Origin of the sequence: Acetobacter sp. KSO5 (genome assembly GCF_044094635.1) — a bacterium.
In the GTDB taxonomy this organism is placed as follows: Bacteria; Pseudomonadota; Alphaproteobacteria; order Acetobacterales; family Acetobacteraceae; genus Acetobacter; species Acetobacter cerevisiae.
The window spans coordinates 2,575,245-2,588,624 of record NZ_CP172014.1 but is presented as its reverse complement, the minus strand read 5'-3'; the positions used below and the strand labels follow the sequence as shown (position 1 = coordinate 2,588,624).

Sequence of the window (13,380 nt, the reverse complement as noted above, 5' to 3'; positions counted from 1 at the left end):
GAGATGACGCACTTGTCCTTCTCTGCCCGGTCCGTTCCGGCGCGCTGCGCACCATTTGCCGCGACACTCGGAGTAGGCCTGTTGCTGGCCGGTGTTCCGGCCAGCGCGGCCACCATCCGCCCTCATCCCGCAGTCGGGCAGGTGGGGACGGGAACGAGCACTGGCCACGGGGGCAAAGAAGCGCCGCAAACATGGACGCTGGCCGATTGCATGAGCATGGTGGAAGAAGACCCCTTCGGCGCGCGGGACTACGCACAGGACTGGATGAAGCACGGCGGGGACAGGGAAGCGCGGCATTGCCATGCTCTGGCCCTGCTGGAACTGGGCGATGAACTGGACGCGGCGCAGGAGCTGGATGATCTGGTGCGCAAAGCGCCGCCCTCCGGCCCGGAAAGCTCTGCCAGCCTGCGGGCTGTGATGGCGGAAGAAGCCGCAGAAGCCTGGCTTTCAGCCGGTAATCCGCCCGGCGCGCTGAATATCGTCGATTATGGCTTGTCCATCCGCCCCGGTGATACGAATTTGCGGCTCGCCAAAGCGCGCGCCCTGCTTGAGCAGGGCAATACCGGGGCTGTGGTGACGGATCTGACCGCGCTGGTTGCGCGGGGCGCAGAAGCTCCTACCGAGGCATTTGTGCTGCTGGCCTCAGCTGAGCGGCGGCTCGGGCAACTGGATAAAGCCACCCAGCATATTACGCTGGCCTTGCAGCGGATGCCGGACGATGCTGCGGCTTTGCTGGAGCGTGGGATTATTCGGGAGCAGGTAGGGGATGCCACCGGCGCACAGGCGGACTGGCAGCATGTGCTGGACCTCTCCCCTGACAGCCATGAGGCCGATCTGGCCCGGCAGGATCTGGCCGTTCTGGCCGCTGACCCGGATTCGCCGTGACACAACCCCAGAGTTTGCGCCGTATTCTGGTCATCCGGCTCGGTGCGCTGGGGGATTTTGTGCAGAGCTTCGGGCCGTTTCAGGCTATCCGGGCAGCACACCCCACAGCACAGATAACCTTACTGACGACCTCACCCTTTGTAGAGTTGGCTCATCTTTCCCCGTGGTTTGATGCGGTTAAGGTCGATCAGCGTCCTTCATGGGGCAATCTTCCGGCCTTGCTGGCGTTGCGGCAACAGCTGCGCGGTTATGACCGGGTGTATGACCTTCAGACCTCCAGCCGCACGGCCCGCTATTATGTGCTGGCCGGACGTCCGAAGATGTGGTGCGGGCATGTGGGGCGCTCTCCCCTGGTGCACGCCAATCCCCGGCGGAATGACATGCACACCCGCACTCGCCAGCGCGACCAGTTGTTGGGAGCCGGGATACCAGATGTGCCTTTGCCGGATGTTTCATGGCTCGCAGGGCTGGGGCCGCACCTCAATGCACCCTATGGCCTGATTGTGCCCGGAGCCTCCCCCCATCGCCCGGCTAAGCGCTGGCCTGTGTGCCGGTATGCGGAACTGGCAACCCGGTTTGAAAGCCGGGGACTGCGCCCTGTTGTTGTGGGGAGCGGGGCCGATAAACCCCTGGCGGAGGCGATCCGGCAAGTCTGCCCGCAGGCGCTGGATCTGACAGGCCAGACCACTCTGCCGGAACTCGCCGGTCTGGCGGCCCGGGCGCAGGTTGCTGTGGGGAATGATACCGGGCCGATGCATCTGGCCGCTATCATGGGCTGCCCCAGCGTGGTCTTGTTTTCTGCGGACAGTAATCCCGCCCTCACAGCCCCCCTCGGGCGCGTGCCGGGGCAGGTTTGTGTGCTTTCTGTGCGGGATCTGGCGACACTTTCCGTCAACAGGGTTGCAGCCGCGCTCTCCTGACGCCATTAAAAGCCTTTACAACCATTTGATCTCCGGAGTTCTTCCATGCCTGCCATCACCTTGCCTGACGGATCCGTTCGCAGTTTTGACGGGCCGGTCACGGGCACGGCCATTGCCGAAGCCATCGGGCCGGGGCTGGCCAAAGCGGCACTGGCCATGGAGGTCAATGGCGCGCTGCAGGATATTGGTCGCTCTGTGGCCGAGGATGCTGCCGTCCGCTTCATTACCCGGAAGGACCCGGAGTCTCTGGAGATGATCCGGCACGACGCCGCCCATGTGCTGGCCGAAGCTGTGCAGTCTCTCTTCCCGGGCACGCAGGTCACCATCGGGCCGTCCATCGAAAACGGCTTCTATTACGATTTCTATCGTAACGAGCCGTTCTCGCCGGAAGACTTCGCCGCCATTGAATCGCGGATGAAGGAAATTGTGGCCAATGCCGAGCCGTTTGTGCGCGAAGTCTGGCCGCGGGATAAAGCGATCGCCTTCTTTGAAGAAAAAGGTGAGCGCTTCAAAGCCGAGCTGATCCGTGATCTGCCGGAAGATGAGGATATTTCCATCTACCGTCAGGGTGAATGGCTTGATCTGTGCCGTGGTCCGCATCTGCGTAATACCAAGGATGTCGGCACGGCCTTCAAACTGATGAAGGTGGCTGGCGCTTACTGGCGCGGTGACCATCGCAACCCCATGCTGACCCGTATTTACGGCACGGCCTGGCGGGACCAGAAGGAGCTGGACGCCCACCTGCACCAGCTGGAAGAAGCCGAACGCCGCGATCATCGTCGTATTGGCCGGGAAATGGACCTGTTCCATTTTCAGGAAGAAGCGGTGGGGCAGATCTTCTGGCATCATAAAGGCTGGCGTCTGTATTGCGCGCTGCAGGACTATATGCGTCGGGCGCAGACCCGTGGCGGGTATCAGGAGGTGCGCACTCCGCAGCTTCTGGACCGTGGGCTGTGGGAAGCGTCTGGCCACTGGGACAAATATCGCCACCACATGTTTGTGGCGACTGTTGAGGATGAGGATAAGACCCTCGCCCTCAAGCCCATGAACTGCCCGTGCCATGTGCAGATTTTCCGCCACGGTCTGCGGTCCTACCGTGAACTGCCGATCCGTATGGCCGAGTTCGGTGCATGCCACCGGTATGAGCCCTCTGGTGCGCTGCATGGTCTGATGCGTGTGCGCGGCTTTACGCAGGATGATGCGCATATCTTCTGTACGGAAGACCAGATTGCCGATGAGACCGTGCAGTTCGTGCGGATGCTGCATGAAGTCTACAAGGATCTGGGCTTTGAGCATGTCCGTGTGAAATTTGCAGACCGGCCGGAACAGCGGGCGGGCAGCGATGAAACATGGGATAAGGCCGAAAGCGCGCTGAAGGAAGCGTGTGAAGTGGCCGGTGTGACGTATGAGTATAATCCGGGTGAGGGCGCGTTCTATGGTCCGAAGCTGGAGTTCGTGCTGCGTGACGCCATTGGGCGTGACTGGCAGTGCGGCACCCTGCAGGTTGACCTTGTGCTGCCGGAACGACTCGATGCCAGCTATATTGGCGAAGATTCTGCCCGTCATCGCCCGGTCATGCTGCATCGCGCCATTCTCGGCTCCTTTGAGCGCTTCCTTGGTATTCTGATCGAGCAGCATGCAGGCCGCTTCCCGCTCTGGCTCGCTCCGGTGCAGGTCGTGGTGGCGTCTATCGTCAGTGATGCCGGGCCTTATGCGGAAGAAGTGGCCGCTGCCCTGCGTGCGGCCGGTCTGGCTGCGGAAGCCGATGTGCGGAATGACAAGATCAATTCCAAGATTCGTGAGCATAGCGTGGCCCGCGTGCCGATTATTCTGGTGGTCGGCCGTCGGGAAGCGGAAGAGCGGACCGTCGCCATGCGCCGGCTCGGTGGCAAAGATCAGGAAACCTTTGGGTTTGATGAGGTTGTGACCCGCATTGCCGAGGAAGCAACGCCGCCCGATCTGCGCAAAAAAGCGTGAGACTCGGCTCCTTGTTTTTGGCAGGGCTGGAATGAGTCTGTTTTCTGGCCGGATATGCTTGATAAACGGCTAAGAATTGCGCACATAATAACACTGTAAGCGGAGGCACCGGGAGGTGCTTCTGTTTAGTTTTTTTATCCATGACAGGAGCTGACCATAGCCAGACCCCCTATTCCCGCGCCGCCCACCCGCGAGGGACCACGTGTTAACGAAGAGATCCGCGTACCGCAGGTTCGTCTGATTGACGAAGAAGGCGAGATGGCGGGTGTCATGTCGACCCGCGATGCACTGGCTCGCGCGTATGGCGTCGGACTTGATCTTCTTGAGATTAGCCCGAACGCAGAACCGCCCGTTGCCAAGATTCTTGACTACGGCAAGTTCAAGTACGAGCAGCAGAAAAAGCGCAACGAAGCCCGGAAAAAGCAGAAGGTCATTGAGATCAAGGAAGTCAAGGTTCGTCCGAATATCGACGAAAATGACTACCAGGTTAAAATGCGTTCTGTAAAAAGCTTTCTGGGTGATGGCGACAAGGTGAAAGTTACCCTGCGTTTCCGTGGCCGTGAAATGGCGCATCAGGAACTGGGCATCAAGGTTCTGGAGCGTATCCGGACCGAGATGGATGAGCAGGCTAAAGTTGAGCAGATGCCGCGCCTTGAAAACCGGCAGATGATCATGGTGCTCGCACCCCGTTAAGCTCTGATTGGGGTTGCAGGGCATCGTCCTGCATCCTTACCAGACACAAAAAAGCGCCTGTGCGGGTTATCCTCGCACAGGCGCTTTTTTTATTGGGACGACATGCCCGCGCAGGTTCGATGCCCACGCCTCAGCGTTACGGTGCCAGCAGCACCGTGGCGTTGGCAGTGGCCCGCACAGTCTGCACTTCTGCCGTGCTGGACGGCGGCGGGGCGCTGTCTGCAGGCCCACGGGCTGCCATGGCCATCATCATGACAGGGCGCGGGAATCCGCCGCTGGACATGGAGACTGATGCAAAGCGCACCACATGCAGGCCAAGAGAGGCCGCCAGCGTGTCGGCTTGTTTTTTCAGATCCTCGACAGCATTTTTCTCAGCGTCCAGCATCAGTTTTTTCTGGTTCTCCGGCGAAAGAGACCAGGAAAGATCTTCCAGCATCAGCCCTTCACCCTGAAGATCACCCGTGAGCGGCAGCAGACCGGAGCCATCGGGCGCAGTAAAGGTGAGTGCCTGCGAAGCGGTCCAGGATGCCGGGGCTTTGTCTGGCCGATTTTCTGACACGGAATATTGCAGCACAGCGGCTTTGACCCCGGCTGTTTTGGCAGATTGCTCAACAGCATGATGCACCAGAGTATTTACGGCTTTCTGGGCAGCGGCGGCTGTTTTATCGCGGCTTTCCGCGCGGAAGCGGGCAATAAGCTGGTCAGGTGCCGCCTTGACAGAGCCGGAACCGCTGATTTCCAGACGGGTATAGCTGTCTTCGGGCTTGTTCTGAGCCAGAGCAAGCGCCGGGGTAATAGCGGTCAGAGCGAGGGCCAGAGCGCTAAGGCTGGTGAAGCGAGAGGGGAGGCGCATTTAAGGCGTTGTCCTTTTCAGACTGACGAGGGCGCGCCGTAGGCGGATAAGCCCGGAGCGGACCAGTCCCTGACGGCAAAGATCTGTCCCTTCTTCCCGCAACTGACTGACCCTGCGTGGCAACGCACCGTTATTATAGCTCTCAATGACACGAGACAGCCGCAAGCAAAAGGCAACACTGTCCGAGGTAATCACCACAGGTTTGGGTGAGGGCAGCGCAGGCATGATCCGTCGCCCCTCAACCGGGGGTGATGGGGGGAGAACCGCTTGTGCTGAAAGCCGGGTGGAAATGGCTGTGGTCGCGATACTCCCTAACGTCAGCACCAGGGCGAGAGGCAGAGAACGTCTCATTCATAAGAATTTTTAAGAGGACTAATGTCTTTTTCAAGGCAAATAGGCGCTTGTAATGGTTTATTTATGCCAAACCTGAAGGAATTAATGGTTGGCGGGAATGGGCTGTGCGGGTGGGGCAGTTTCCGCATCAGGCAACGGAATTTCAATGCGGGTGATGAGTCCGGGCGTGTTGGAGGCTAGCTCTAACTTCCCGTCATGCAGTTGCACAATAGCCTGCACCAGTGACAGGCCAAGGCCGGAGCCGGGGGTGTTTCTGGCCTGCTCCGCCCGGAAGAATCGTTCAGACGCGCGGGCCATATCTGCCTCACTCATCCCTATGCCTTCATCCGCCACACTCAGGCTGAGCAGCTTGCCTCGGCTGCCGTCTGAGCGCCGCGCTGTGGAGTGGACTTCAGCTGAAAGGGTGATGGTGCCATGAGGTGGGGAAAATTTAACGGCATTATCCAGCAGATTGGCCACAGCCTGCTGGAACATGGCGCGGTCCCCAAAAAAAGGCAGATGGTGTGGCAGGTGCTGCACAAAGGTCAGCCCGTGGTCTTCCGCCACAGCTTCATACAGTTCGCACACGTCCTGAAGGGCTGGGGTGAGGTTGAACAGGACAAAAGCAGAGCGGCGCGCGCCGGATTCAATCTGGGCAATACGTAGCAGAGCCTGACAAATGGAGGTGACATTGTCCAGATTGCCAACAGCCTGTTCAATAGCGGCCCGGAGTTCATCCTCATTTTTGGCGTGCAGGGCCGCATCTTCCAGCTGGGTGCGGGCGCGGGTGATGGGGGTGCGCAGGTCATGCGCAATGGCGTTGGAAACCTGACGGACACCATCCATCAGGCGGCTGATGCGTTCCAGCATTTCGTTAATGGTGATGGCGATTTCATCCAGCTCATCATCCGAGCCCTGCACCGGCATGCGGCGTGACATATCGCCATGCGTAATGGCCTGCGTGGTGCGGCTGATGGAGTGGATGACGTGGCGGAACAGGCGGCGGATCAGCCAGCCCCCGCCAATTGCCAGCAGAGTGACCATGATGCACGCCCAGAGGAGCGTGTCGGTCAGCATCTTGCGCAGCAGCGTGCGGCCGCTGATATCCCGGCCTATCAACAGGTGGTAGCCATCGGGCAGGGCATACGCCCGGACCTTGGCCATATCCTGCGTATAGGAGCGCTGGACTGGCATGGTGAACCAGTGGTCGTTGCTGGTAATCTGCCGCGGCCATTCCGCCAGATTGCCCGCCACCCATTTGTTATCTTTATTGACGAGCAGATACAGGGCGTTGTCATCAACGTCCTGTTCCAGCCTGTCATCAATAATCATGGTCAGGCCCGTGGGGCCGCCTTCTGACCAGATATTGAACAGAGCCCGGGAATCCGCCGTAATGGCCTGCTCAACCCGGTGTTCAAGCAGGCCGACTGTTCCCCACCAGATAAAGGAGAGAAACAGCACGGCGGAGCAGATAAAGAGCGTACCGTAAACCAGTGCAAACCGTAGGCTGACCGAACGCAGGCGTAAAAAGCCTGAGTGCGGGCGGCTGGACGCAATGGTAGCGGGCTTGCTCATTCCTGCAGCATATACCCCGCGTTCCGGATGGTGTGGACCAGCGGACGGCCAAAGGGCTTATCAATTTTCTGACGCAGGCGTGAGACATGCACGTCAATCACATTGGTCTGCGGGTCAAAATGATAATCCCACACGCCTTCCAGCAGCATGGTGCGGGTCACGACTTGCCCGGCATGGCGCATCAGGAATTCCAGCAGTCTGAATTCCCGTGGCTGGAGGTCAATCTTCTGGCCAGCGCGTTTGACGCCACGGGCAAGCAGATCAATTTCCAGATCCCCGACCATCAGGCGGGTCTGCGGCTGGGCCTCGTTCCGGTTGCGCCGGACGAGGGCTTCAAGACGCGCCTGCAGTTCACTGAAGGAGAAAGGTTTGGTGACGTAGTCATCCCCACCGGCTTTCAGGCCGGCAACCTTCTCGTCCACTTCCGCCAGAGCAGACAGCAGCAGGACAGGGGTTACGTTGCCCTGCCGCCGGAGCGTTTCGAGAATATGAATGCCGTCCACCCCGCCAGGAAGCATCCTGTCGAGAATGATGATGTCGAAATTCTCGTTGGTGGCGAGTGACAAACCATCCTTGCCGTTTTCAGCCTGCTCAACAAGATGCCCGGATTCGGACAGGCCTTTAGCAATGAAAGTTCTGACTGTTTGGTCGTCTTCAACAAGAAGAATGCGCATTTCGGGACCCAGACTCCGGAAGTGATTACCAAATTCTTACGGTGTTCCTACCGGTTTGTCACGACGGAGTTTTTATACGCGTTCGTCATCTGAGAGAGGTGGCGTCAATCCGTCGAAAATGGAGAGGAGGGCTGCGGTCAGAGGAGAGGCGAAAATCAGGCCAGGGAAGCCCAGAATGGCGCCAAAGAGGGTCTGAGACAGCACGGTGATGGCAGGCGGCATCTGCACGGCATGGCGCTGAATGACGGGAGCCAGCACGTTCCCTTCAAAAAACTGGATGACGCTGTAAAGCACGGCCACCATGATGGTTTCCCGCGTGCCCAGAGACAAAGCCAGAAGCAGCGCAGGCACAGCACCCATGATCGCACCGATATAGGGGATGAAGTTACACAGCCCCGCCAGTACACCCAGCGCCAGAGCCAGCGGCACGCCGATAAACCAGAGGCCAACGCCGGAGAGAACACCCACCACCAGCATGTCCAGAGACTGTCCGGCCACCCAGGCCCACAGGGTCTGGCTGGCGTGGAGCATCAGCGTCCGGGCTCTGGGCCGCTGAGCCACAGGCACCAGCCGGAGCGCGCCGTTGGCGTACAGGCCGGGATCCATGGCGAAATACAGCCCGGCAATCAGGATCACCACAATCGTGCCTGCCGCGCCAAAGGCGGAGCCGAGAATGCCCGTCATGGAGCCTGCAATGCGCGACCCGAGCGAAGCGAGGCTGCTGCCGTTACCACCCTGATTGCCGCCGAGGGAGGCTGGCAGATAGTTCAGGATCATCTGGCCGGTGGGGCTGGTCTGCAAGGTTGCGCGCAGAGAGGCTTCCTGCTGGCGCAGGGCGTCCTGCAGTTTGGCGGCCTCGCTGACAATTGCGGGACCACTGCCCCAGATCAGCAACGCAACCGCTGCGATCAGAGCGGCAACAACCGCTGTGAGGGACCAGCCATAGGGCAGGCGTAGGTGCTTAACCAGAATTTTGGACAGACCATGCAGCACAACCGCAAACAGGGTTGCCGCAAACAGAATGGTCAGCACGTCACCCAGCAGCCACACCATCAGCCCGATAACGGCCAGTCCCAGCGTAAGGCGCAGAATATGGGTAATGCTGCCCAGCCATCCGGCGCTGTTATCCGTATTGTCGTCGGTCAGGGGGCAGGCGGGAGGCTGGGCTGAACCCTGATTGCCCTCAGTTTGCGCCGGGGGAGTGTTACAATCAGGGGGAGAGGCAGAAGCGGACGTCATGGAAGGCAGGTCTTTCAGGATTAGGAAGGACTATGTAACGGCTGATCTGGATTTTGGTGACAGAGAACAGGGGACAGTACATATTTTTGTCTGTTCTGTAATAAAATGTTCCTATTGAGACTATTCAAAAACATTTGGACGTTAGGGAGTTAGGGTAAAGATGTCAGGCGGGAACGACGGAGGCCTTCAGGCGGCCTCAAAAGCCATTCTCGCTTTTGCGGTGGGGACATTTGCAATCGGAACGGGCGAGTTCGCAGCGATGGGGCTTTTGCCCCAGATGGCGGACAGTCTGCATGTTACGGTGCCACAGGCAGGCGGTGCGATTTCCGCTTACGCCTTGGGTGTTGTGGTTGGGGCACCTCTGGTGTCTGTGGTGGGGGCAAGTTTTTCACGCCGCTCCCTGATGGTCGTGCTGATGGCGTGGTTTGCTGTGACAAACTGCCTGAGCACCTGTGCGACGTCTCTGCACATGCTGGAGATTGCCCGTTTTATTACTGGCCTGCCGCATGGCTCCTTTATGGGGGTGTCGGCTCTGGTTGCAGCGGGACTTGTGGAGCGTGGCTATCGCGGCCGGGCTGTCGGACGTGTTTTTGCGGGCATGACCATTGCCAATATCCTCGGCGCGCCTTTTGCCAGTTACGCGGGTACCTATTTTGGCTGGCGACTGTCTTATCTGCTTATCGGGCTGATCAGCGCCATTTGCTGCGTCATGATTCAGCTTTTTGTGCCCTATGACTCACCCAACCGGGCCCGTTCAGCTCTGGGTGAACTGGCAGCCTTTACCCGCAAGCAGGTATGGTTTGTTATTGGCACGGTGGCTGTGGGCTGTGGCGGGATGTTCTGCGTCTACACCTATTTTTCTCTGACCTTGCAGCAGGTGACGCATGTGCCGATCTGGGCCGTGCCACTGTTCCAGTCCCTGTGGGGGATGGGCATGTTTGTCGGTGCATGGGTTGGCGGCATTGTCATGGATAAGAACCTGAAATGGGCCACCATTGGCGCATTTATCTGGAATGCGGCGGCTCTGGGCCTGTTTGCTCTGGTGGCGTCCAATATTCCGCTGACAGCCCTTGCCGTCTTCATGCTCGGCGGTGGGATTGCGCTGTCTCCTGCCATGCAGATGCGCCTTATGGATGTGGCGGCAGACGCCCAGACACTGGCGGCCTCCATGAATCACGCGGCTTTTAATATGGCCAATGCCCTGGGGGCCTGGCTTGGCGGCCTTGTGCTGGTGGCGGGCTACGGGGACGCAGCAACCGGCTGGGCCGGAATGATCCTGTCCTGCGTTGGCCTCGTCCTGTTTCTACTCTCTCTTTGGAGTGAGAAGCGGGACGCCGGGAAAGAGGCTGCCAAAGCGGGCTAAAGGGGCTTAGTCTTCCGCAGCAGCGCTTTCGATTTCCGCTTCGGCTTCCAGCCAGCGTTCTTCCAGTTCCGCCTGTTCCTTACCAATGGCGGCGAGGCGCGTGTTCAGGCGCGTGACCTCATCGGCCTTGCCGTCTGTATAAAGAGCAGGGTCAGCCAGAGTAGTTTCAATTTTCGTGCGTTCTGTCGCCAGCTTGGCCAGCTTCGCTTCCGCATCCCGAATAATCTTGCGGAGGGGGGCCTGAGCCTTGCGGGCTTCGGCGCGTTCCCGCCGGTCATCCTTACGGCTGGCCTGTGCGGAGGTGTCCTGCTTGGTGCTGCGGTTGGACGCACGGTTTTGCTCAATTAGCCAGCGGCGATAATCCGCCATATCGCCGTCAAACGGCGTTACCTTGCCGTCTGCCACCAGCCAAAGTCTGTCTGCCACCATCTCCACCAGATGCGGGTCATGGCTGATGAGCAGAACGGCACCTTCAAATTCCGAGAGGGCACGAACCAGCGCATCACGCGCATCCAGATCCAGATGGTTGGTCGGTTCATCCAGAATCAGCAGTTGCGGGGCATCACGCGTGGCAAGGGCCAGCAGCAGGCGAGCCTTTTCACCCCCGGAGAGATCTTTGACCGGGGTTTCCGCCCGGTCCGCATCCAGACCAAACCGCGCCAGTTGCGCCCGGATCACAGGCGGGAGGGCTTTGGGAAGCGCGCGTTCCATGTGGTCAATCGGGGTTTGGTGCAGCACCAGTTCTTCCGCCTGATGCTGGGCGAAATAGCCGATTTTCAACCGTGAGTTGCGCTCAACCGAGCCGGACATGGGTTCCAGACGTCCGGCAATCAGTTTGGCGAGGGTGGATTTCCCGTTCCCGTTCGCGCCCAGCAAGGCAATCCGGTCTTCCATATCCAGCCGGAAGGACAGGTTGGAGAGAATGGGCGTAGTGCCATACCCAATGGTGACGCGATTGGCCGTGAACATGGGCGGGGCCAGCTGTTCCGGCTCCGGGAAGGCGAAGCGGGTGGGGGTGTCTTCCACCACGCTTTCAATCACCGGCAGCTTTTCCAGAGCCTTCACGCGGGCCTGTGCCTGCCGGGCCTTGGTGGCTTTGGCGCGGAAGCGGTCCACAAAGGATTGCATATGGGCGCGCTGGGCGGCGATTCGCTCGGCTGCGCGGGCCTGCTGCAACGCCTGCTCCGTGCGGATTCGGACAAAATTTTCATAGCCGCCGGGGGTCAGGCTGAGCTTTCCCTTGTCCAGATGGGCAATGGCATCCACGCACGAATCCAGCAGCCCGCGATCATGGCTGACAATCAGGGCAGCACCGGAAAAACGGGTCAGCCAGCCTTCCAGCCAGAGAGTCGCTTCCAGATCCAGATGGTTGGTCGGCTCATCCAGCAGCAGCAGGTCAGGCTCTAGAAACAAGGCGGTGGCGAGAGAGACACGCATCCGCCAGCCGCCGGAAAAGTCAGACACCGGGCGGCGCTGGGCCTCTGCACTAAAGCCAAGCCCCGCCAGCACGGAGCCTGCGCGGGCCGGGGCACTATCGGCCTGAATGGCGCGCAGACGCTCATGAATTTCCGCAATGCGCACTGGATCTGTGGCGGTGTCGGCCTCGGTCAAAAGGGCTGTGCGCTCGGTATCGCCCGCCAGAACCGTGTCCAGCAGCGAGGCCCCGTCGGCCGGGGCTTCCTGCTTCACACGCGCCATGCGGGCGCGGGAGGAGAGGCGGATCTCCCCGCCATCGGGCGCAAGATCCCCCGCAATGGCGCCCAGCAGGGTGGACTTTCCGGCCCCGTTCCGCCCCACAAGCCCCACCTTGCGGCCCGGTTCTATGGAGAGGTCTGCATGGTCCAGAAGGGTACGGCCAGCAATGCGGAGTGTAAGGTCGGAAATGACAAGAAGGCTCAACGGGGGTCTCGTTCTGGCTGGAATCTTATTTTGATCAGGCGAAGTACCTACCAGCCTGCGCGAATATGCTCTAGAGGAGCAGGCTGAAAGGCCGCGTTATTGTGCGGCCCGATTATGAATGAGGAGACCGCACATGGCGACAGAACGTACTCTTTCCATCATCAAGCCCGACGCCACCCGTCGTAACCTGACCGGCAAGATCAATGCCGTGTTTGAAGACGCTGGCCTGAAGATTGTGGCGCAGAAGCGCGCCCAGCTGACCCCGGCTCAGGCCGGTGCGTTCTACGCTGTGCATAAAGAACGCCCGTTCTACAACGATCTGGTGTCCTTCATGATCTCCGGCCCGGTCGTTCTGCAGGTTCTGGAAGGCGAAAACGCCGTTGCCAAGAACCGCGACGTTATGGGTGCCACGGACCCGAAGAAAGCTGAAGCACACACCATCCGTGCTCAGTTTGCTGAAAGCATTGAAGCCAACTCCGTGCACGGTTCCGACAGTGCCGAGAACGCTGCCAATGAAATCCGCTTCTTCTTCGCGGAAACCGAAATCCTTCCCTGAGAAGGTCTTTCATGTAAGGAGCGCGCTTTTTGCCTGAGGGCATGAGCGCGCTCGCATGAGACAACTCTGGCCCGGACCGGAACCCACTACGCGTTACAGCGTTCTGGGAACTGGACGGGCCAGATGTGTATGGGGCGTATGAGTCCGCCCGAAAGATGACACCTGCGTAAAGCACATAAAAGTTATGAGTAGACCGGATAGCCCGAAAAGACGGGTTAAACGGAAACTGAAATGATGAAAAAATAATTCTATAACAAAGAGTTATGGGTTATTTCCTGCCTGAAAACGTGTCTGAAGACATCTGTTCCACGCATGGGTGGTGGGTTGTCAGCACCAAGGTTGTGGACGGCTGATCCTTTATGATCCGACACTCAAAAATTCTGACAAACCGGTAGAGGCCATGCCTTTTTGTG

At 59.4% G+C, this 13,380-nt stretch carries 12 protein-coding genes; 6 read left to right on the top strand and 6 right to left on the bottom strand.

Features of this window, described 5'->3' with window-relative positions; all coding sequences use genetic code 11:
* Nucleotides 1-3: 3 nt before the first annotated feature.
* The 4 genes from ACHQGU_RS11615 (at nt 4) to infC (ending at nt 4,475) form a co-directional block, all read left to right on the top strand.
* Entirely contained in the window at nt 4-885 is an 882-nt protein-coding gene (locus ACHQGU_RS11615) for a hypothetical protein (RefSeq protein WP_395495108.1), read from the top strand.
* 14 nt (nt 886-899) lie between these two features.
* Nucleotides 900-1,805: a glycosyltransferase family 9 protein gene (locus ACHQGU_RS11610; protein ID WP_395496427.1), complete on the top strand. Its 906-nt coding sequence runs from the start codon at nt 900-902 to the stop codon at nt 1,803-1,805.
* A gap of 45 nt (nt 1,806-1,850) precedes the next feature.
* On the top strand, nt 1,851-3,782 hold the full coding sequence (thrS, locus tag ACHQGU_RS11605; protein ID WP_253554184.1) for a threonine--tRNA ligase: 1,932 nt from the start codon (nt 1,851-1,853) through the stop codon (nt 3,780-3,782).
* A 171-nt stretch (nt 3,783-3,953) separates the two neighbouring features.
* On the top strand, nt 3,954-4,475 hold the full coding sequence (gene infC, locus ACHQGU_RS11600) for a translation initiation factor IF-3 (RefSeq protein ID WP_043553587.1): 522 nt from the start codon (nt 3,954-3,956) through the stop codon (nt 4,473-4,475).
* Between the two features lie 136 nt (nt 4,476-4,611).
* Here infC and ACHQGU_RS11595 read toward each other — a convergent pair whose 3' ends face one another.
* From ACHQGU_RS11595 to ACHQGU_RS11575, 5 genes are all read right to left on the bottom strand, one after another.
* Complete coding sequence (locus ACHQGU_RS11595) at nt 4,612-5,328, bottom strand: SIMPL domain-containing protein (protein ID WP_395495107.1); 717 nt, start codon at nt 5,326-5,328, stop codon at nt 4,612-4,614.
* Nucleotides 5,329-5,679: a hypothetical protein gene (locus ACHQGU_RS11590; protein WP_156474626.1), complete on the bottom strand. Its 351-nt coding sequence runs from the start codon at nt 5,677-5,679 to the stop codon at nt 5,329-5,331.
* A gap of 84 nt (nt 5,680-5,763) precedes the next feature.
* Nucleotides 5,764-7,236, bottom strand: a complete 1,473-nt coding sequence (locus ACHQGU_RS11585; RefSeq protein ID WP_395495106.1) for an ATP-binding protein — start codon at nt 7,234-7,236, stop codon at nt 5,764-5,766.
* Nucleotides 7,233-7,910, bottom strand: a complete 678-nt coding sequence (locus ACHQGU_RS11580) for a response regulator transcription factor (protein ID WP_062250936.1) — start codon at nt 7,908-7,910, stop codon at nt 7,233-7,235. Before ACHQGU_RS11580 ends, ACHQGU_RS11585 begins: the two co-directional genes overlap by 4 nt.
* A gap of 72 nt (nt 7,911-7,982) precedes the next feature.
* On the bottom strand, nt 7,983-9,149 hold the full coding sequence (locus ACHQGU_RS11575) for an AI-2E family transporter (RefSeq protein ID WP_395495105.1): 1,167 nt from the start codon (nt 9,147-9,149) through the stop codon (nt 7,983-7,985).
* A 160-nt stretch (nt 9,150-9,309) separates the two neighbouring features.
* Here ACHQGU_RS11575 and ACHQGU_RS11570 point away from each other — a divergent pair, with 160 nt between their 5' ends.
* Complete coding sequence (locus ACHQGU_RS11570) at nt 9,310-10,512, top strand: MFS transporter (protein ID WP_395495104.1); 1,203 nt, start codon at nt 9,310-9,312, stop codon at nt 10,510-10,512.
* A 6-nt stretch (nt 10,513-10,518) separates the two neighbouring features.
* Here ACHQGU_RS11570 and ACHQGU_RS11565 read toward each other — a convergent pair whose 3' ends face one another.
* Complete coding sequence (locus tag ACHQGU_RS11565) at nt 10,519-12,411, bottom strand: ABC-F family ATP-binding cassette domain-containing protein (RefSeq protein WP_395495103.1); 1,893 nt, start codon at nt 12,409-12,411, stop codon at nt 10,519-10,521.
* Between the two features lie 133 nt (nt 12,412-12,544).
* Between ACHQGU_RS11565 and ndk the strand changes: the two genes are divergently transcribed.
* On the top strand, nt 12,545-12,967 hold the full coding sequence (gene ndk, locus ACHQGU_RS11560; RefSeq protein ID WP_048842124.1) for a nucleoside-diphosphate kinase: 423 nt from the start codon (nt 12,545-12,547) through the stop codon (nt 12,965-12,967).
* Nucleotides 12,968-13,380 lie beyond the last annotated feature (413 nt).

Excerpts from the sequence above, each read along its gene's own strand:
- ACHQGU_RS11615 (WP_395495108.1), top strand. The coding sequence starts at position 4 with ATGACGCACTTGTCCTTCTCTGCCCGGTCCGTTCCGGCGCGCTGCGCA.
- ACHQGU_RS11570 (WP_395495104.1), top strand. The coding sequence starts at position 9,310 with ATGTCAGGCGGGAACGACGGAGGCCTTCAGGCGGCCTCAAAAGCCATT.
- ndk (WP_048842124.1), top strand. The coding sequence starts at position 12,545 with ATGGCGACAGAACGTACTCTTTCCATCATCAAGCCCGACGCCACCCGT.
- ACHQGU_RS11585 (WP_395495106.1), bottom strand. The coding sequence starts at position 7,236 with ATGAGCAAGCCCGCTACCATTGCGTCCAGCCGCCCGCACTCAGGCTTT.
- ACHQGU_RS11575 (WP_395495105.1), bottom strand. The coding sequence starts at position 9,149 with ATGACGTCCGCTTCTGCCTCTCCCCCTGATTGTAACACTCCCCCGGCG.
- thrS (WP_253554184.1), top strand. The coding sequence starts at position 1,851 with ATGCCTGCCATCACCTTGCCTGACGGATCCGTTCGCAGTTTTGACGGG.
- ACHQGU_RS11595 (WP_395495107.1), bottom strand. The coding sequence starts at position 5,328 with ATGCGCCTCCCCTCTCGCTTCACCAGCCTTAGCGCTCTGGCCCTCGCT.
- ACHQGU_RS11580 (WP_062250936.1), bottom strand. The coding sequence starts at position 7,910 with ATGCGCATTCTTCTTGTTGAAGACGACCAAACAGTCAGAACTTTCATT.
- ACHQGU_RS11590 (WP_156474626.1), bottom strand. The coding sequence starts at position 5,679 with ATGAGACGTTCTCTGCCTCTCGCCCTGGTGCTGACGTTAGGGAGTATC.